The organism is Brucella sp. TWI559 (assembly GCF_039674265.1).
In the GTDB taxonomy this organism is placed as follows: domain Bacteria; phylum Pseudomonadota; class Alphaproteobacteria; order Rhizobiales; family Rhizobiaceae; genus Brucella; species Brucella chromiisoli.
Genome location: NZ_JBDJNE010000001.1, coordinates 525,755 through 545,110, shown reverse-complemented (window position 1 = coordinate 545,110; position 19,356 = coordinate 525,755). Strand labels below are relative to the sequence as shown.

The window sequence follows — 19,356 nt, the reverse complement described above, 5'->3', positions numbered from 1 at the left end:
GGTTTATCCTTTCAACAGCCGCGTAATATGAGAAGACGCGGACTGCGACAAGCCCTCAAGATCATATCCACCTTCAAGCACACTCACCAGTCGGTGATTGCAGAACTTTTCTGCACGTTCCATGAGCTTGCCCGTCGCCCAATCGAAATCCGCCTCATCAAGATTGATCTCGGCAAGGGGATCGCGGAAATGCGCGTCGAAGCCAGCTGAAATAAGGATCAAATCTGGCCGGAAGTTGTCCAAAGCGGGCAATACACGACTATTAAATGCCTCGCGAAACTCGCGACTGCCGGTATTGGGCGAAAGTGGCGCATTCACGATGTTGCCCACACCCACTTCATCTTTCCGGCCTGTGCCGGGAAAAAGCGGAAATTGATGCGTGGAGCAGAACAAAACGCTTGGATCGTCTTTGAAAATGTCCTGCGTGCCGTTGCCGTGATGTACGTCCCAGTCAACAATCGCGATCCGTTCCGCGCCATGTCTGCCCTGTGCATGGCGCGCCGCAATCGCCACATTGTTGAACAGACAAAAGCCCATCGCGGTGGCTGTTTCCGCATGATGGCCCGGCGGGCGCGAGGCGACAAACACGTTATCGGCGTCGCCTAAGAATACGTCATCGACAGCAGCGGTGGCCGCACCAATTGCAGTTAAAGCGGCATCCCAGCTTTGAGGACTTGCATAGGTATCGCCTTCAATACGATGGATCGGCGGCGCCGCTTCACCATCAATGAGCGGCTCAGGAATTTGCGCCTTTATGGCTTGCAGATAACTTTCGGGATGCGCGAGCAGAATAGCATCTTCATGTTCTTTTGGCGCTTCCACACGATCGAGGCGATAAAATTCTTCGCCCTCCAGCTCGCTCATCAGTGCACGAATACGGTCTGGCCGCTCGGGATGTCCGGGCGGCACAAGATGCTCAAGATAGATCGGATGCCAGTAAAGCCGAGTTGTCATAGCGCCCCTGTAGCATCTTTCATCGACATATCTGTGTCAGATAATCTCTGTTCGTGCGATGTTGATACCAAAACCTTCGAGACCGACATAGTGGCGCTCACGCGATGCCAGCAGCACAATTGATGTAATGCCGAGATCCTTGAGAATCTGCGCGCCGAGACCAATCTGACGCCACTCTTCTTCGCGCGCTACCGCTTCGGCATGGGCCTCGTGCTCACCGAGCAAAGCTTCACGCGCACGCGCATCGCGGTGATCGGCACGCACACCGACCGAACCTTCGCGCAGGTAGACCAGAACGCCGCGGCCTTCCTTGCCCATGCGCTTCATGATCTCATCAAGATTGTTACCGCTGCTGCCAAACACGTCATTGAGCACGTCTTCGCGGTGCAGACGCACCGGCACCTCTTCGCCATCACGAATATCACCAAACACAACCGCGACATGCTGCATCGGCTCCCATGGCAGCTCATAAGTATAAGCATGCGCCGGACCAGCACAGGTTTTGATCGCTGCATCGCCGATACGCTTCACCAACGTTTCTTTGCGCTGGCGATAGGCGATAAGGTCCGCAACCGTCACGCGATGCAGATTATGCTGTTCGGCAAAAGCCTTCACGTCAGGGCCGCGCATGACCGTGCCATTATCATTGATCAGCTCGCAGATCACGCCAATTGGCGGCAGGTTTGCAAGCTTGCAGAGATCAACAGCTGCTTCGGTATGACCGGAGCGCATCAACACACCGCCCTCGCGCGCAATCAGCGGGAAAATATGGCCAGGACGCACGAAGTCGGAAGCACCGGCATTCGGATTTGCCAGATTGCGCACAGTGAGCGTGCGATCTTCGGCAGAAATGCCGGTGGTGGTGCCGTGACGATAATCGACTGTGACTGTGAAAGCGGTCGTGTGGGCGGATTCGTTTTCTGCAACCATTGGCGCCAGATTGAGGCGCTTTGCTTCATCGCGCGTCATGGGCGTGCAGACGATCCCCGACGTATAGCGCACGATGAACGCCATTTTTTCCGGCGTACAGTGAACGGCAGCGACGATCAGATCGCCCTCGTTCTCACGTCCGTCATCATCCATGACCACAACGATTTCACCACGCTCGAAAGCGCGCAGCGCATCAACGACCTGTTTCTGATTATAGCTCATTTCAGCCTCAATGGTTGTACCACAGCTTCAGTCGAAAACCGGCCCTCAGTTTCTGAAACTGAACTTTCAATATGTTATACGCGTCCTGTCTGTCCACGATGGCGCAGATAATGATCGGCAATCGCACAGGCGACCATCGCTTCGCCAATCGGCACAGCACGAATACCCACGCACGGATCATGACGGCCCTTGGTCATAACGTCCACTTCCTTGCCCTCAGCATCAATGGACTTGCGCGGTGTGAGAATCGACGATGTTGGTTTGACTGCGAAGCGCGAAACGACAGGCGCACCCGTTGCGATGCCACCCAGCACACCACCGGCATGGTTGGACAGGAAAACCGGCTGCCCATCATTGCCAATACGCATTTCGTCGGCATTGTCTTCGCCGGTGAGACGTGCCGCCTCAAAACCATTGCCAATTTCAACGCCCTTCACGGCATTGATCGACATCAGATAGCTCGCAATATCCTGATCGAGTTTGCCGTAAATCGGCGCGCCGATACCCGCTGGAACGCCTTCTGCGACGATTTCGATGATCGCGCCGATCGAAGAGCCGTTCTTACGGATGCCATCCAGATAGTCTGCGAATACGTCAACGGAGCCCGCATCAGGCGTGAAGAATGGGTTGTTATCGACTTCGTTCCAGTCCCAGCGGGAGCGGTCAATGTCATGGACACCCATTGAGACCAGAGCACCACGCACCTGCAAGCCCGGAACGACTTTGCGCGCAATGGCACCGGCTGCAACGCGAGCTGCGGTTTCTCGTGCCGAAGAACGGCCACCACCGCGATAATCGCGAATGCCATATTTCACGTCATAGGCATAATCGGCGTGGCCCGGACGATACTGTTTAGCAATATCGCCATAATCCTTGGAACGCTGATCGGTGTTTTCGATCATCATCGAAATCGGCGTACCGGTCGTGGTCATGGTGACGCCGTCATCGCCCAAAAGCACGCCCGACAGCACGCGCACCTGATCGGGCTCGCGGCGCTGGGTCGTATATTTTGACTGTCCGGGCTTGCGCTTGTCGAGATAGGACTGAATTTCGGCTTCGGTAAAGGTAATGCCGGGAGGGCAACCATCCACCACGCAACCCAGTGCGATACCATGGCTCTCGCCCCAGGTTGTTACGCGAAACAGATGACCGAAACTGTTATGAGACATGAGCTGAGCCTGACTACGGAGCGCCTTTTCCGGCAAGATATGGGGCGGTTTTATTGGCCTTTTCCGTCACCGTCAAATTATAGCTCACAATACCTCTGTCGAGATCGCAAAATTTCCTTCGGATCATCTCTATAAGGCATTCTTTTTGACACATTCCATGGGCTAAATTGCCCTCAGGAAACACATTGCGAACTCCCCATCGCGCAAACGCAAATCGTGTCGAATCAGTCACCGGCTGGCAGGCACACAGTTAAGGAGGATGACACCCATGCATTACCTAGTGGGACTGATCTTCATCATTGCCTCGGTCTTTTCAACCGTCGCCATGGCGGATGACGTTGAGGGCAAGATCACCGGCATCAACAAGGATCAGGAAACAATCACGCTCGATGACGGCAAAATCTATAAATTGCCCGGCGAGTTCGATTATTCCGTTATTTCCAAAGGCATGAAGGTTATCATCCTCTACGATGAAGCGGACGATACGCGCTTCATCACAGATATTCAGGAAGCCCCGTAAACGTCAGTTTACGGCAAGCACTTTTCCCGTGTCGTATTGGCGAACAAAATCGACACGGGTTCCATCCCAGTGATAGCTGTAATGCCGCCCCTGAACCGGAATTGTTATAACATTCGGCCAGAAAATGCCGATACATTGGCCACCACGCATCCGCACGCTTGGCCATAAAAGCCCATGACTTCCAAGTGCGCGCAGTTCCCTCCCCTCGACATGTGAAGCCGTATAATCAACAGGATCGAGCACGCCCGGCACGTTGCTCACATCGTCCAGTTCCCGCTCGACACTGCCAATCAGCACCCGAAAATCCGATGTCCATCCGGGTTCTTCATTGGTGGCGCGCATGAATTTTTCATGATGATGAATGGTCTCAGCGACCGCCACCTCTTCACGATCAGCAGCATAATAAATTCCGTAGCTGCCATCACTAAAACGCCCCGGACGGTCTGTCGAGCAATGCACAAAGGGTGCCATCACATAGGTTGCACCCTGACCCGAAACGCGCCGGTCAGCCGGAACTTTACCGAGATCGCCTATCTCAAAACGAATACGCGGATTGGTTTTTGCCTCAACGGAGGCAAGTGCCTCCCAGTCACGGGGGTCAGCGATATCTTCAAACAAATCAATGGGCGGATGAATGGAGCGGATGATGCGAAAGGTTTGCGGCCAATGAACATGGCGTCTCCGAGCCAGTCCGCTTACCATGCGCCACGCTCCGCATTCAGCCACTCGCGAAGGGTTGCCAAATCAGAAATTTCACCGCGCAGCATCAAGTCAAGCGCCGATAAACCACCGAAAGCGGCGTTGGATTTTCTGATCCATGCATAACCGCGCGCAGTATCGCGGAACAGATAGCGCAAGCCCTTATGAATACCCATCAAGTGCGCCATACGCATCCGCAAATCCCGGTCGATGCGACCTATGCTGCCTTCTTTCCAGCGCGCCCAAGTGCGCGGCGACATATCGCCCAAAAGCGTGCAGGCTTCGCTATCCGAGAGCTTCCAAGCCTTGAACAAATTGACCGTTGTGCGGGCCAATGCGCTCGCTTCTTCGTCGGTTATTGTCGCCGTAAACCCACTCGCAGGCGTTATGCTGATTGGATGAAGCTCCATCGCGCAATCTCCTTATGGCAAAAATATAACATACTAATGCCAAATGGCAAATTGTTCGCAAGGCTTGTCGCCGCAAGCTAGACATTCAAAGGCGAGTCTGGTTGTTTCGACAAACAGGGGCAGCGTGGGAAAAATCATTCTGATCGGCCCGAATATTGCGTTACGGAGCGGTTTTTGATGGATGATCCGATAAAGTCACTCGACAGGCCAGGCAATCGATCCGCGCAAGCGCGATATGTTTTCTTTGCTGCCATCACCGGCATACTCACTGGCACCGTCGGATCTTACTTTCATCTGATCATCGACACATTGATGACATGGCCACAGAAAGTCGGTGTATATTTCAGTGGCGCTCCACTCGTGATCATTGCCGCATTGATAACCATGTGCTGCACGGTTTTTGCTGCCTTCATAACACGGCGTTTCGCACCCGAAGCAGGTGGCAGCGGCGTGCAGGAAATAGAAGGCGCGATGGAGGGACTGCGTGACGTGCGCTGGCGGCGCGTTTTGCCGGTCAAATTTCTGATGGGTGTTACCTCGATTTCATCCGGGCTGGTGCTTGGTCGCGAAGGACCAACCATCCATATCGGTGCGTCGCTTGGTGCGGCGATTACCGACTTTTTCAAAGTCAGCGAGACAGAAAAACGTGGCATTCTGGCGGCCGGTGCCGCAGCCGGTCTTGCCTGCGCTTTCAATGCGCCGCTGGCCGCTATCCTTTTCATTGTCGAGGAAACACACAAGCAGTTTCCCTACACATTCCGCACCTATATGGGCATCATCGCAGCCGCATTGCTTGCAACCGTCATGACACAGATCATCGGCGGCACGGCACCAGACATGTCAATGCCGGATGTTCAGGCATCACTGGAGTTGCTGCCGGCTTTCGTCGCGCTTGGCTGCATCTTGGCCGTTGTCGGCGTGGCGCTAAATGGCGGCATCATGTGGGCTGTGGAGTTTGCAGCCGCAATGCACAAACGCGTACCCTATCTTTATCCGGCGCTCATCGGGCTGAGTGTGGGGGCATTGTTTGTTCTCCTGCCCTATTCGGTAACAGGCGGTGAACACATCATCATGGAGCTTGCGCATCAGAAGACCGGGCTGATGCTTTTGCTGGCATTGGCGTTTATTCGCTATTTTACCATGGTTGGCAGCTATTCAAGCGGTGTGCCGGGCGGAATTTTTGCGCCTATGCTCACCCTTGCCACCTGTGTCGGGCTGGCATTCGCCGGTGTGATCGATCTTGTAATTCCGCAGGGCGGCACAGTGCCGCTGGCCTTTGCCATCGCCGCCATGGGCGGTCTGTTCACTGCATCGGTGCGCGCGCCTGTCGTCGGCGTTGCACTGACCCTTGAACTGACCGGCGCTTATGGCATGACCATGCCGTTGATTGCGACCTGTCTTACGGCCAATCTGATCGCGCAGTGGATTGGCGGGAAACCGATCTACGAACAATTGCTTGACCGCACATTGGCACAGGCGGGTATTCAGCGAAAAGAAAAATCCAGCGAATCACGTACCGGACTGGCCTGAAAAGGCCAGTCTTTATATCCACGCCAGCTTACCACTTTCAAACTTCAGGATTTTGTCCTGCGGAATTGAGAGATTGGCAGCGGCGTGACCATCCATATCGCCATAAAGATAAAACAGTGTGCGCATGCAACCGCCATGCGTCACGCAGACGGTTGGCCATTCAACCGCTTCAACCCAGCGACCAATGCGCTGCGACAGCCGCATATAGCTTTCAGCGGCTTCACCGGGCGGGATAAAATTCCACTTGTCGCGCGCGCGTGCCTGCACGAGATCTTCGCGCTCTTTGGCAATGTCTTCTATCATGAAGCCCTGCCAGTCTCCGAAATTGACTTCCATAAGCTGCGGATCGGTCCGGAAATCATAAGGGTCGAGGTCCATGCGCGAACGAATGCGCTCCATGGTCTCGCGGGTTCGGCGCAATGGGCTTGCAACGAAATCATAACCAGCGCCATCACCGATCAGTGATTTCAGCATATCGCCGTTCCGATCGGCCTGCGTGCGACCATGGGCATTGATGTCGATATCAAGCTGCCCCTGAATGCGCTGCGAGACATTCCAGTCGGTTTCACCGTGCCGCGAAAAGTAGATGATCTCCCGAGCCAAAGCCTTACCTCAATTACCCATAAGCTTATTCTTCATAACCTTACCGCGACCGGCAAGACAAAGAAAATCCCGAAAAGTCGGTCGACTTTTCGGGATTTTGTATTTTCAGCCTCAGTCCTTGACGACCGAGATGTCCGGCGCATCGACCGCCTTCATGCCAATCACATGATAGCCGCTGTCGGCATGATGAACTTCACCCGTAACCGAGCGTGACAGATCGGAGAGGAAGTAGAGGCCAACATCGCCCACTTCATCAATCGTAACCGTGCGGCGCAGCGGCGCGTTATATTCATTCCACTTGAGAATGTAGCGGAAGTCACCAATGCCGGATGCAGCCAGCGTCTTGATCGGGCCTGCCGAAATCGCGTTGACGCGAATGTTCTGCGGTCCAAGATCAACAGCCAGATATTTGACACTTGCTTCAAGAGCTGCCTTTGCAACGCCCATGACGTTGTAGTTCGGCATAACTTTTTCTGCGCCATAATAGGTCAGTGTCAAAATCGAACCGCCATCAGCCATCAGCTTTTCCGCACGCCGCGAAATCGCAGTCAGCGAATAAACCGAAATCAACATGGTGTTCTGGAAATTGGCCTCTGACGTGTCGACGTAACGACCAGTCAGTTCATCCTTATCGGAGAAACCAATCGCGTGAACAACGAAATCGATCTTGCCCCACTTCTGTTCCAGCGCTTCAAAAACAGCATCAATGCTTGCACCGTCAGCGACATCGCAATGACCCGCAATAAAAGCGTCCAGTTCTTCGGCCAGCGGCTCGACGCGCTTCTTCAGCGCATCACCCTGATAGGTGAATGCGAGTTCAGCACCAGCTTCACGAGCAGCCTTGGCAATCCCCCAGGCGATGGAACGGTTGTTGGCTACGCCCAGAATCAATCCGCGCTTGCCCTGCAACAAACCTGACTTTGCGGTCATTAAGGGTCCTCATAGAATATAATCAACTAGATGCCCTATCGCACAGCATTGCACAGGCTTCAAGCAATTGCGCATAAAAAGCCGGGTATTATGAAATGCAAGCGACGGATCGCCGTCCAGTGCAGCGATCCGGTTACAGTTGAGCGAGGGCACAGTTCTTTAGTCGCCCTTACGTTTCTTGAGAAACTCTTCCAGCGCAGCATCGCCGCCTTCCGGCAGCATGATGCGGACGTGAACGTAAAGATCGCCATGACCGCCAGCTTTTAACGGCAGGCCTTTGCCTTTGAGACGCAGAACCTTATCGGAACTCGACCATGCAGGCACTTTAACGGCAATACGACCGCTTAGCGTTTCCACTTCCGCCTTGCCACCAAGGGCGGCATCCGCAAGATCTACCGGCAGGTCTACATGCACATCACGGCCTTCAAGCCTGAAGCGCGAACTGGGCTTGAAGTGAATCGTCACCAGAGCGTCGCCGGGGGTGCCACCCATAATGGGCTCACCTTGCCCTTTGAGCCGGATAGTCTGTCCGTCTTCGACATATTGCGGCAGCTTGATCTTGAGGTGTTTGCCATTGGGGAAGACAGCCTCGACCTTTTCCGCACCCACAGCCTGCGACAGCGAAATCTGGATGGATGCCGAAAGATCACTGCCCTTAACTGGCCCGCGCTGGCGCGCACCACCGCGACCGGCACCAAAACCACCGCCGAACAGATCGTTCAAGATATCTTCTGCACCGCCGAAGCCACCCTGCGCTCCACCGCCGGCACCACGGAAATCAAAATTGCCAGCACCACCGCGCTGGCGGAAACCGGCGAACGGATCGCCACCCGCACCAAAACCGCCCTGTCCGCTAAAGCCCTGAAAGGCCTGCTTGCCTTCCGCATCAATTTCGCCACGGTCAAACTGGCCGCGTTTGTCCTTGTCGCCGACAATTTCATAAGCCTGATTAATTTCCGCAAAGCGCTCCTGCGCCTTCGGGTCATCCTGATTCTGATCAGGATGGTATTTCTTGGCCAGCTTGCGGAAGGCCGATTTTATTTCTTCGGGCTTCGCCGTTTTGGCGACGCCCAACACGCTATAGGGATCGCGCATATATAATCCTCATTCAGGAAAAGTGACTGAATATTCAGCCGTTAGACTCGTTGCACTTAATATGCGCACGAAGTCGGAAAAGTTCCAGAGCTATAGCGTACCGATTCTCAAAAAGCTTATAATGGTGCAAAAGATGTCAGGGTCCACTGACCCCCGCGCTCCATACAGGTCTCTCCGCGATAAATAGAGACCCCATCGAAAGCCTCGCGAGAGGTTTCAAATTGACGACACAACGTGTCATTCACCTTGGTTTCGCCAACCGTCGTAATCATGCCCTGACTGCCGGTATCGTGATTTACCCAAGGCACAGGCTTTTTGCCCCATTGTGAAAAATTAAGGGCCGAAACAATCCCCTTGATTGTCGACTGGTCGGAGAGTTTGCCAGTATCCGTTTCATCTTTGTGCGGTGTTTTTATAGACCCCGTGATCGTTGAAGAATCGGGAACGGCTTTTTCGATGCTGAAGCCACCCATTGCACAGCCTGCCAAAGACAAAACAACCATAGCGAGAGCCGCATGGCGAATGATTCCCATGCCAGAAAAAGCAGAATCGTCACGTAGTTTTCGGCGGACGGATCGAGCGGCCAAAGGTCTTCCCTTAAATACATCCTAAAGATGTGATGAATATGGGGGATGTTGAGTTAACAAGCGGTTTGCGATCAAGGTAAACAAATCGATATCGAAGGACAACGCCCAAAATCTTACCAAGAATATCTTTAACGGTTCAAAGCCATGGACAAAATGCGCATTATGGAAGAAGTTCGCTTCCGAGATTTTAAAAACACCTGAAATGGCCGGAAAATGACAGACACAAGCGACGATTTCACCCTCAGCTCCGAACCGTTCCGGCTTTTTGGCGCGTGGCTCAATGACGCCACCAAAACCGAACTGAACGACCCCAACGCCGTTGCACTCGCCACCGTAGACCCGGACGGCCTGCCAAATGTGCGCATGGTTCTGCTCAAGGATTTCGATGAGCAAGGGTTTGTCTTCTACACCAATTACGAAAGCGCCAAGGGGCAGGAAATTCTCTCTGCTGAAAAAGCCGCGATGTGCTTTCACTGGAAGTCGTTGCGCCGTCAGGTGCGGGTGCGCGGCCCCGTTGAAAAGGTCAGTGACGCGGAAGCCGATGCCTATTATGCATCACGGCCGCGTGGCAGCCGTATCGGCGCATGGGCATCAAAGCAGTCGCGTCCGCTCGAAAGCCGCTTCGCGCTCGAAAAGGCAGTTGCCGAATACACAGCGCGTTTTGCCATTGGCGAGATCCCGCGTCCGAAACATTGGTCCGGCTTTCGTATTCGTCCGCAGTCCATCGAATTCTGGCATGACCGGCCATTCCGCCTGCATGACCGCGTTTTGTTTACACGATCTGCACCGGGGGATGACTGGAACAAAGACAGGCTTTATCCGTAAATATCTCACGAAAAAGGCCACCGAAGCGGTGGCCTTTTTCGTTTTAAACCAGCGGCTTCACCGCCACCCACAGGCTCCCAAGCACAAGGCCGAGGAAAATCAACCAGCCAACTGTGTTGTTTGAGAGAAACAGCTTTTTGCACTGATCTGGGTTGTCGATATCGAGCACGATGATCTGCCGATATAAATGCGCGCCCGCGGCAAGCAGACCCGCGAGTGCCGGCATCGGAACCTGAGCGACCGCAAAAGCTGCTGCAAAAAAACCGATTGCGCCACCATAGAGCACCATAAGTGCCGTCTTTGTATGTTTGCCAAACAGGCGCGCAGTAGAGCCAACGCCCACCAGTGCATCGTCTTCCTTATCCTGATGCGCATAGATCGTGTCGTAACCGATCGTCCACAGGATTGCGCCAATGTAAAGCAGCACTGGCGGCAGTGCGAGCGAGCCTTGTACCGCAGCCCACCCCATCAGAGCGCCCCACGAAAATGCCAGCCCCAGCACCAGCTGCGGCCAGTTTGTAAAGCGTTTCATGAACGGATAAGCTGCAACAATCAGAAGCGAAGAAAAGCCGAGTAAAATCGTAAACAAATTGAACTGCAGCACGACCACAAGCCCGACCAGAGCCTGAATCACCATAAATAACTTGGCCTGCCTGCGTGTTACCTGACCTGACGGCAGAGGACGCGAGCGGGTGCGATCCACCTTGTCGTCAATGTCCTGATCAGCAAGATCATTGTAAGTACAGCCAGCACCACGCATGGCGAGAGATCCGACCAAGAACAGAAAAAGATGCCATATAGAAGGCACTATCATCCAAGCATCGTCGCCGGCTTTTGCCGCCGCTCCGGCAACCAACGCCGCCGACCACCAACATGGCCAACGCAGAAGCTGCCAGCCAATCGGGCGGTCCCAGCGTGCAAGCTGCGCATAAGGCCAAAGCGAAGACGGAAGCACGCGATAAACCCAATGGCCCGATGGCGCATCTTTGACACGCCCGCGGTTTTCACGCGACTGGACATCCGAACTCGGTCCGCTGGTGGGTTTTGACTGCTGCATGATTGCCTGCTTTCTAGAAACTGCCACGGCTCTGTCCGCTTTTTACTCAAAAATTGCGGCACTGCCCTTGCCCGCGCGCGCGATGGGCAATACAGACCCGTATCAATAAACACTTACTTATCTCACGCGCAGGGAGCAAGGCATGAAAGTTCTGTTGATCGGTTCCGGTGGCCGCGAGCACGCATTGGCATGGAAACTGGCGGCTTCCAAAAAGCTGACAAAGCTCTATTGTGCGCCCGGCAATCCCGGCATCGCCGAATTTGCAGAATGCGTGACACTCGACGTGACTGATCACAAGGCAGTCATTGCTTTTGCCAAGGATAACGCCATTGATCTGGTTGTCGTTGGCCCGGAAGCACCGCTTGTTGCAGGTCTTGCCGACGATCTTCGCGCTGAAAATATCCGCGTCTTTGGTCCGTCAAAAGATGCAGCGCAGCTTGAAGGTTCCAAAGGCTTTACCAAGGATCTCTGCGCGCGCTTTGATATTCCGACCGGCGCTTATGGCCGCTTCAACAATGCGCCGAAAGCCAAAGCCTATATCCGTGAAATGGGCGCCCCTATCGTGGTCAAGGCCGATGGACTTGCCGCCGGAAAAGGCGTCATTGTCGCCATGACGCTTGATGAGGCGCTGGATGCGGTCGATATGTGCTTTGAGGGTGCATTTGGCGCGGCAGGTGCCGAAGTGGTGGTCGAAGAATTCCTCGATGGAGAAGAAGCAAGTTTCTTCTGCATTTGCGACGGTAAAACTGCATTGCCGCTTGGTTCCGCGCAGGATCACAAGCGCGTCGGCGATGGTGATACGGGCGTCAATACCGGCGGCATGGGGGCTTATGCACCTGCCCCGGTTATGACGCCGGAAATTGTCGAACGCACCATGCGGGAATTGATTGAACCCACGATGCGCGGCATGGCTGAAATTGGTGCGCCGTTCTCGGGCATCCTTTTTGCGGGGCTGATGATTGGTAAGGATGGCCCAAAGCTTATCGAATACAATACCCGTTTCGGCGACCCTGAATGTCAGGTGCTGATGATGCGCCTTGAAAGCGATCTTCTGGACATCATCAATGCAGCCGTCGATGGCAAGCTCGATAAAGTCACGCTCGACTGGAAAAATGATCCGGCGCTGACCATCGTTATGGCCGCGGAAGGCTATCCAGCCTCGCCGCAAAAAGGCAGCCTAATCCGTGGCCTTGAAACACTCACCGATGTTGAAGGCCTCAAGGTTTTCCACGCTGGTACGGCAGAAAAAGACGGCCAAATTATCGCCAATGGCGGCCGTGTACTCAACATTACGGCAATTGCTGAAACCGTTGCGGAGGCGCAAAGTAAAGCTTATGACGCTGTAAAACAGATCGACTGGCCGCAAGGATTTTACCGCTCCGACATCGGCTGGCGGGCTGTGGAACGGGAGCGCTCAGGCAAGTAATTCAGGCTATATGTCTGCTTTCATAAGATATAAGCGCCGTTGCAGGTCGATAACCAGCGCATTTTTAGCATAAGGGCGAAGCGGATTAGCGCGCGATCATGCGTGAAAACAAACAGATAAAGCATTTCCCATGTTTCAATGAAAACAGGAAATGCTTTAGCGAGCCCGATCAGTCGCAACTTCCAGATTGCTGTTTGAAAATGTGGGAGAAGCGACTTATATCAGCATCGGCGAACATTCCCATATTCTGGATAAAGCCGAAGAAACGTTTGCTAGATTCAAGATGGTTTTGATTTTCGCCCTGCATCATCGCTTTAGTCTTTCATAAATAAGACATCAAACAATAAATCGGCAATATTTTGTTCAACAATATTCTGATCGCAACAATTTATAGTTCCGATAGTATTTTTATTAAATTGAGAAAAGCACCTTGTAAAAGCTTTTAATGCCGCATATATATGTGACATCGATTTTGTTTTCGAATGTTGCGGCGCGATTTCGCCCCCCGGTACTTCTTTCAAACTCGTGAAATTCGGCGATGGGCTTATGCTCATCATACTTCAACCGTGCGATTTGAAAGGAATTCAATATGGCAAACGGAACAGTAAAATTCTTCAATTCAACTAAGGGCTTCGGCTTCATTCAGCCTGATGACGGCGGCGTTGATGTGTTTGTACACATTTCGGCTGTTGAGCGTTCGGGCATGCATTCGCTGAACGAAGGCCAGAAGGTCAGCTTCGACGTGGTCGCAGACCGTCGTTCGGGCAAGAATGCAGCAGAAAACCTGCAGGCGCTCTAATAATCATTCGAACGGAGTTTTTCAAAACTCTGTTTGCGTGGTAGCGCTTTAAAATTTGTCTCCAATCTTTGACCACGGATGTACTGGCACTGATTGTTGAGGCACTTCGAAGGTCGGGTAATTCCCGGCCTTTTTTTGTTTCAACCGTTCAGTCGCGACAATTTTGGTGAACAATTTCGATCGCGATCAATTCCAGCCTTGATGCGCGGTGAAAATGCAATCGGACAGTTGGTAAGCACTATCTGGAACGAGCGCAGAAGAAGATGCGGCATTATCGAAAGACTGGTCCAAACTTCAATCATATGGCGACGTGCTTGCGGTGGCTCAGCGCGCAGCCTGGTAAAACGTAAAGCCAGGACCAAACAGCCAAAAACTTCGTTGTGTAAATATTGACGTTTACGTAATAAGCCGGTAGCTCTTAGTCATTGACAGCCGACGGGCTGAACGGATTGCACCAATTGAACGGGTAATTCGGAGCCTTTTGAGGAAAAGGTTCAGAGCAGGAACGCGTTCGATCATGCTCTGATTGTTTATTTTTGACGCGCATCTTGTCCGAAAACCGGTTCACACTTTCGGGATGCGATTTAGGAGGAAAGATGTATCGCGCGCCTGTTTCTGAAATTTTCCATATGCTGATGAAGGTCGCAGGACTGGAAAAAGCGTTAGAAGGTAATCATTTTCGAGAGTTTTCCGCCGATTTGGCCGAAGCTATTCTCGAAGAGGCAGGAAAGTTTGCTGCTGAACGCGTTGAGCCACTCCGCATCACAGGCGACAAGCACGGTGCGCGCGTTAAGGATGGCGTTGTTACCACCGCGCCGGGCTGGAAAGAGCTTTATGCCGATTGGATTGCAGGCGGCTGGAACTCGCTCACCGGCACGCCTGAATATGGTGGTCAGGGCTTGCCGACCATGATGTCGGTGGCAGTCAGCGAAATGTGGAATTCCGGCTCGCTGGCTTTTGCCATCGCGCCCACGCTCACCATGGGTGCGGTTGAAGCGCTGGAAAAGCACGCCTCGAAAGAGCTGAAAGACATTTATCTTGAAAAGCTCATCACCGGCGAATGGATGGGCACGATGAATCTGACCGAGCCGCAAGCAGGCTCCGACCTCGGGGCATTGCGCGCACGTGCTGAACGCCGTGACGATGGCTCATACCGCATCTTTGGACAGAAGATCTTCATCACCTATGGCGAACATGACCTGACCGATAACATCGTGCATCTGGTGCTGGCACGCCTGCCCGATGCGCCCGCCGGAACCAAGGGGATTTCATTATTTCTTGTGCCGAAATTTCTCGTCAATGCGGATGGCTCGCTGGGCCGCCGCAATGATCTTTTCTGCTCGGGCCTTGAACACAAGATGGGCATTCACGCTTCCCCCACCTGTACCATGATCTATGGCGATGGATTTGTGAAAGGCGAGGAAACGGGGGCTGTCGGTTATCTGATCGGCGAAGAAAATCGCGGCCTCGCCTGTATGTTCACCATGATGAACAATGCCCGTTTGCTGGTTGGAATTCAGGGCGTGGGTGTTGCAGAAGCCGCCTATCAGCAAGCCCTTCATTATGCCAAAGACCGCAAACAAGGGCGCGCCCTTGGTGCCGATCCGAAATCTGGTATGAGCCCGATCATCGAGCATCCTGACGTGCAGCGTATGCTGCTCACCATGAAAGCGCTGACACAGATTGCACGCGCAATTACCTATTCTTGTGCCCATGCTATTGATATGAGCCATGCAACGGAAGGGGAAGAAGCGCAATTCTGGTCGGATCGCGCTGGACTTCTCACACCGTTGGCCAAAAGCTTTGCCACCGATGCAGGCGTGGATGTCGCATCACTTGGTATTCAGATCCATGGCGGCATGGGCTTTATTGAGGAAACAGGTGCCGCGCAATTGCTGCGCGATGCACGCATTACGCCGATCTATGAAGGCACCAACGGCATTCAAGCCATTGATCTCGTGCTGCGCAAGCTGCCACTGGGCAACGGTGAACATATCAAAGGATTCTTTGCCGAGTTACAGGAAGATGCCGAGAAGGCGAAAGTCTCGAACCGTCGAGAGCTGGGCGAAACAGGTTCGCGCCTTTCTGCTGCCATCGCGCAAGCACGCGAAGCAACCGATTGGCTGCAAAAGGCTGCAAGCGAGGGCCGCACTGAAGAGGCACTTGCTGGCGCTACACCTTATCAGCGTCTTTTATCACTGACCGCTGGCGGCGCTTATCTGGCACGTGCGGCCCTTACCAGCGATGAAAGCAGCCATGCCGTTCTTTGCCGCTTCTTTGCTGAAAACATGCTGGCGGAAGTATCATCTCTGAAAGACACCGTGATAACGGGTTCAAGCAGCCTTACTGCGGCGAAATCTACGCTGGAGCACTGATCATGAGTGAGCATATTCTGATCGAGCGCAAAGGCGCAGTGCAGATTATCCGGCTTAACAGGGCCGATAAGAAAAACGCCATTACGCGCGCCATGTATGCCACCATGGCCAAAGCACTGATTGACGGCGATGCCGATGAAAGCGTGCGCGTTCACGTGTTTCTCGGTGTGCCGGGCGCATTCTCGTCAGGCAATGACATGCAGGATTTCATGGCAGCTGCATCGGGTGGCAGTCTTGGCCAAGAAATTCTCGATTTCCTTGGCGCGCTCTCAAGCGCAAAGAAGCCGATTGTCTCCGGTGTCGATGGCCTCGCCATTGGTATTGGCACGACAATCCACCTTCATTGCGATCTGACATTTGCAACCAGCCACGCATTGTTCCGCACGCCTTTCGTTGATCTGGGGCTTGTGCCGGAGGCAGCATCCAGCCTGCTGGCACCGCCGCTTATGGGGCATCAAAAGGCATTCGCGCTTCTGGCATTAGGCCACGGCTTTGATGCGCAGGCCGCTCTTGAAGCCGGCATCGTTTATAAGATTGTCGAAAGCAGCGAGCTGGAAACCGAAGCTCTGAAAGCGGCAGACGAAATTGCTGCCAAGCCTCCGCAGGCAATGCAGATCGCCCGCAGGCTAATGCGGCTTCCCGCTGAACCCGTTTCAGAGAGGATCGCGCGGGAAGCAAAGCATTTTGCCGAGCGACTGACTTCGAACGAAGCACGCGAAGCCGTGATGGCTTTCCTCAGCCGCAAAAAATAATGCGATAAAAAAACCCGGATGGAGTTACCATCCGGGTGGCTTTGTTGGAGGTCAGCCAAGTTGGTTGCCTCAGCTTCGGAGCTTTAAATGTCTGAAAAGGTCCTTCATCTTTCCAGACAGCCGCCGAGTGAAGCGTTATTCTTTAGATAGTATAGAAATTCGACAAGACCGTGTTCACACGCGAATGTGATATTTTCTTAATTTCGAGCGATAATCTCACGGCCTTCAATCACCATGCGAACACCCAGCGAGCCGGTCTTGCGACGTGCCAGAAAACGCGGACGACGGCGGCGTGGCTCCTGCCCCTGACGGCGTGCCTGTGGCTCAGACGTGCGAACCGGACCAGTGCTTTCATAAAGCGGGCGCGCAATGCCATCCTCTTCAACCAGCATCATTGGCAGATTGAAGGTTGCGGCCCATGCGCGCCAATCAGCTGCAACATCGGTCAGATCGTGCGCAACCAGCAGCGGCACGGAGAGCTGCGGATCTTCATGCATCAGTTCCAGCGTGACGGTGATTTCGCCGAACTCATCTTCTACCGCACGCGCCGTCACGCCGACGAAAGCGTTAATCGGAAGTGCAAGCGACATTGGCAAACCGCTTGATGGCAAAATCTGGCGGACAACCGCGCCCCGCTCGCTGATGGTGAAGGTTACGTCTGCGTCACAATCTTCTGCCGGGTAAGTCACGACCTGTGGCAAGTGAAACGGATCCAACCGAAGTTCCTGACCTGCCCATTCCGGCTTCTTAAGTCCGCTGCTCATCATTTTCGACGCCTCTGCCTTATCTCTCTGTTTTTTTGAGAGCCAGTTATTCCGGCTTCTCTTTATGAGCGATGTTCGCTCTTGTTGATTTGGAGAATAGGCGATGAATATTACCGGGGCGCTTAACGCGTTAGGTTAACTTTTCCCTGCTTTTTCATTTGGTTACTGCTTTACAACCAAGTGTAAGAACTCGGTAATGCTTGCTAATTTTCGTTTACATAAATGAAAAGGCGGACAGTTTCCTGCCCGCCTCGATTTCGTCATATTTGCTGAAATTACAGCACTTTACCCGGATTCATGATGCCATTCGGGTCAAATGATTTCTTAATATGGCGCATCAGTTCAAGCGCTACATCCTGCTTGAAGAAGGCAAGTTCTTCGCGCTTCAACACGCCGATACCATGCTCCGCCGAGATCGATCCCGTATAAGAAGCAACAATTGTATGAATGCGGTGATTAAGGTCGTGCCAGCGATCAAGGAAAGCCTGCTTGTCTGCACCAACCGGCTGCGACACATTATAGTGCAGATTGCCGTCGCCGATGTGTCCAAAGCAAACGATGCGCGAGCCGGGAATCATTTCGAGCGTTGCTGCATTGGCCTCATGAATGAATTCCGGGATTTTCGCGACAGGAACCGAAATGTCGTGCTTGATTGAGCCACCTTCCGGCTTCTGCGCCCAGGACATTTCTTCGCGCATTTTCCAGAACATTTGTGACTGCGCAACGCTCTCGGCAATGGCGGCATCCTGAATGATGTCGTTCTCAAACGCTTCCGTCAGGATTGTTTCAAGCGTCGTACGCGCATCGTCTTCTGAACGGCTCGATGAAATATCGACGAGCGCATACCAGTCATGCGGGCTTTCAAGCGGATCGCGCACACCATCCACATGGGCGATGGTAAATTCAACGCCGACACGCGGCATCAGTTCAAAGCCGGTGAGCGACGGGCCGGCATGTTCGGTCGCAAGCTGGAACAGGCGCAGTACATCTTCCGGGCTGCGAAGACCGGCATAAGCGACGCCCTTGCCCTTTGGCTGCGGGTAAATCTTCAAAACGGCAGCAGTGATAACACCGAGTGTACCTTCCGAACCAATGAAGAGGTCCTTCAGATCGTAGCCGGTATTGTCTTTCTTCACATAGCGAAGGTCGTTGAGAATCTCACCGCTTGGCAAAACCACTTCAAGACCGAGGCAAAGCTCACGCATATTGCCATAGGCGAGAACTGCCGTGCCGCCAGCGTTAGAACCAAGATTGCCACCAATCTGGCAGGAGCCTTCGGCACCCAGCGAAAGCGGGAACAGACGACCCACTTTCTGCGCTTCATCCTGGAGGTTTTTCAGGATCACACCGGCTTCCACCGTCACCAGATTGCCAACCGGATCAACCGAGCGCACCTTGTTCATACGGCCAAGCGACAGAACGATTGCAGTGTTGCTCTGATCCGGCGTCTGACCGCCAACAAGGCCGGTATTACCGCCCTGCGGCACAACTGGCGTTTTTGTTTCATTGGCGAGTTTCAGAATGTCAGAAACTTCCTGCGTTGAAGCCGGGCGCAGCACCAGCAGCGAACGGCCCTGATAAAGATCGCGCTGCTCAATCATAAATGGCGCAATGTCTTCGGGTGCGGTCAGCGCGTTCTTTTCGCCAACAATGGCTGCAAATCGTTCGATCAGGGCGGTGTCGAGCATGTGCTTCTCTTAGATGTTTGG

Annotated in this window: 19 protein-coding genes; 7 read left to right on the top strand and 12 right to left on the bottom strand. The window is 53.6% G+C overall.

Annotation, left to right across the window (positions count from 1 at the left end; translation table 11 throughout):
* Nucleotides 1-3: 3 nt before the first annotated feature.
* From ABE530_RS02520 to aroC, 3 genes are all read right to left on the bottom strand, one after another.
* Nucleotides 4-954, bottom strand: a complete 951-nt coding sequence (locus tag ABE530_RS02520) for a histone deacetylase family protein (RefSeq protein ID WP_499693479.1) — start codon at nucleotides 952-954, stop codon at nucleotides 4-6.
* A gap of 36 nt (nucleotides 955-990) precedes the next feature.
* Nucleotides 991-2,106 (bottom strand): 3,4-dihydroxy-2-butanone-4-phosphate synthase, encoded by a 1,116-nt coding sequence (gene ribB / locus ABE530_RS02515; RefSeq protein WP_265983065.1) that lies wholly within the window; start codon nucleotides 2,104-2,106, stop codon nucleotides 991-993.
* Nucleotides 2,107-2,180: 74 nt separating this feature from the next.
* A complete protein-coding gene (gene aroC / locus ABE530_RS02510) occupies nucleotides 2,181-3,275 on the bottom strand; it encodes a chorismate synthase (RefSeq protein WP_265983064.1) in 1,095 nt (364 codons plus the stop codon).
* A 268-nt stretch (nucleotides 3,276-3,543) separates the two neighbouring features.
* On the opposite strand from aroC, the gene ABE530_RS02505 reads away from it, so the two are divergent.
* Nucleotides 3,544-3,795: a DUF1344 domain-containing protein gene (locus tag ABE530_RS02505; protein WP_265983063.1), complete on the top strand. Its 252-nt coding sequence runs from the start codon at nucleotides 3,544-3,546 to the stop codon at nucleotides 3,793-3,795.
* 3 nt (nucleotides 3,796-3,798) lie between these two features.
* Here the strand turns inward: ABE530_RS02505 and ABE530_RS02500 are convergent, their stop codons facing one another.
* Nucleotides 3,799-4,497: an RES family NAD+ phosphorylase gene (locus ABE530_RS02500; RefSeq protein WP_265983062.1), complete on the bottom strand. Its 699-nt coding sequence runs from the start codon at nucleotides 4,495-4,497 to the stop codon at nucleotides 3,799-3,801.
* Nucleotides 4,491-4,904 (bottom strand): MbcA/ParS/Xre antitoxin family protein, encoded by a 414-nt coding sequence (locus ABE530_RS02495; RefSeq protein ID WP_265983061.1) that lies wholly within the window; start codon nucleotides 4,902-4,904, stop codon nucleotides 4,491-4,493. Before ABE530_RS02495 ends, ABE530_RS02500 begins: the two co-directional genes overlap by 7 nt.
* Nucleotides 4,905-5,081: 177 nt before the next feature.
* Between ABE530_RS02495 and clcA the strand changes: the two genes are divergently transcribed.
* Entirely contained in the window at nucleotides 5,082-6,434 is a 1,353-nt protein-coding gene (gene clcA, locus ABE530_RS02490; RefSeq protein ID WP_499693478.1) for a H(+)/Cl(-) exchange transporter ClcA, read from the top strand.
* A gap of 12 nt (nucleotides 6,435-6,446) precedes the next feature.
* Here clcA and ABE530_RS02485 read toward each other — a convergent pair whose 3' ends face one another.
* The 4 genes from ABE530_RS02485 to ABE530_RS02470 form a co-directional block, all read right to left on the bottom strand.
* A complete protein-coding gene (locus tag ABE530_RS02485; RefSeq protein ID WP_499693477.1) occupies nucleotides 6,447-7,037 on the bottom strand; it encodes a histidine phosphatase family protein in 591 nt (196 codons plus the stop codon).
* A gap of 111 nt (nucleotides 7,038-7,148) precedes the next feature.
* Entirely contained in the window at nucleotides 7,149-7,967 is an 819-nt protein-coding gene (fabI, locus tag ABE530_RS02480) for an enoyl-ACP reductase FabI (RefSeq protein ID WP_265983058.1), read from the bottom strand.
* 159 nt (nucleotides 7,968-8,126) lie between these two features.
* A complete protein-coding gene (locus ABE530_RS02475; RefSeq protein ID WP_265983057.1) occupies nucleotides 8,127-9,062 on the bottom strand; it encodes a DnaJ C-terminal domain-containing protein in 936 nt (311 codons plus the stop codon).
* A gap of 116 nt (nucleotides 9,063-9,178) precedes the next feature.
* A complete protein-coding gene (locus ABE530_RS02470) occupies nucleotides 9,179-9,649 on the bottom strand; it encodes an RT0821/Lpp0805 family surface protein (RefSeq protein ID WP_396996526.1) in 471 nt (156 codons plus the stop codon).
* A gap of 213 nt (nucleotides 9,650-9,862) precedes the next feature.
* On the opposite strand from ABE530_RS02470, the gene pdxH reads away from it, so the two are divergent.
* The gene (gene pdxH / locus ABE530_RS02465) at nucleotides 9,863-10,474 is read left to right on the top strand and encodes a pyridoxamine 5'-phosphate oxidase (protein ID WP_265983056.1); all 612 of its coding nucleotides are present in this window, start codon (nucleotides 9,863-9,865) and stop codon (nucleotides 10,472-10,474) included.
* 43 nt (nucleotides 10,475-10,517) lie between these two features.
* Here pdxH and ubiA read toward each other — a convergent pair whose 3' ends face one another.
* Nucleotides 10,518-11,531, bottom strand: coding sequence for a 4-hydroxybenzoate octaprenyltransferase (gene ubiA, locus ABE530_RS02460; RefSeq protein WP_499693660.1), 1,014 nt, complete (start codon nucleotides 11,529-11,531; stop codon nucleotides 10,518-10,520).
* A 142-nt stretch (nucleotides 11,532-11,673) separates the two neighbouring features.
* Between ubiA and purD the strand changes: the two genes are divergently transcribed.
* The 4 genes from purD to ABE530_RS02440 all read left to right on the top strand — a co-directional run bounded on the left by purD (nucleotide 11,674) and on the right by ABE530_RS02440 (nucleotide 16,883).
* A complete protein-coding gene (gene purD / locus ABE530_RS02455) occupies nucleotides 11,674-12,957 on the top strand; it encodes a phosphoribosylamine--glycine ligase (protein WP_499693476.1) in 1,284 nt (427 codons plus the stop codon).
* A gap of 589 nt (nucleotides 12,958-13,546) precedes the next feature.
* Nucleotides 13,547-13,756, top strand: a complete 210-nt coding sequence (locus ABE530_RS02450) for a cold-shock protein (RefSeq protein ID WP_024896137.1) — start codon at nucleotides 13,547-13,549, stop codon at nucleotides 13,754-13,756.
* A gap of 596 nt (nucleotides 13,757-14,352) precedes the next feature.
* Nucleotides 14,353-16,131 (top strand): acyl-CoA dehydrogenase family protein, encoded by a 1,779-nt coding sequence (locus ABE530_RS02445; protein WP_499693475.1) that lies wholly within the window; start codon nucleotides 14,353-14,355, stop codon nucleotides 16,129-16,131.
* Between the two features lie 2 nt (nucleotides 16,132-16,133).
* The gene (locus ABE530_RS02440) at nucleotides 16,134-16,883 is read left to right on the top strand and encodes a crotonase/enoyl-CoA hydratase family protein (RefSeq protein ID WP_265983053.1); all 750 of its coding nucleotides are present in this window, start codon (nucleotides 16,134-16,136) and stop codon (nucleotides 16,881-16,883) included.
* A gap of 197 nt (nucleotides 16,884-17,080) precedes the next feature.
* On the opposite strand, the gene ABE530_RS02435 is transcribed toward ABE530_RS02440, so the two are convergent.
* Nucleotides 17,081-17,650 carry a DUF6101 family protein gene (locus ABE530_RS02435; RefSeq protein WP_499693474.1) on the bottom strand — a complete coding sequence of 190 codons (570 nt, stop codon included), beginning with the start codon at nucleotides 17,648-17,650 and terminating at the stop codon, nucleotides 17,081-17,083.
* Between the two features lie 272 nt (nucleotides 17,651-17,922).
* Complete coding sequence (locus tag ABE530_RS02430) at nucleotides 17,923-19,335, bottom strand: FAD-binding oxidoreductase (protein ID WP_499693473.1); 1,413 nt, start codon at nucleotides 19,333-19,335, stop codon at nucleotides 17,923-17,925.
* Nucleotides 19,336-19,356 lie beyond the last annotated feature (21 nt).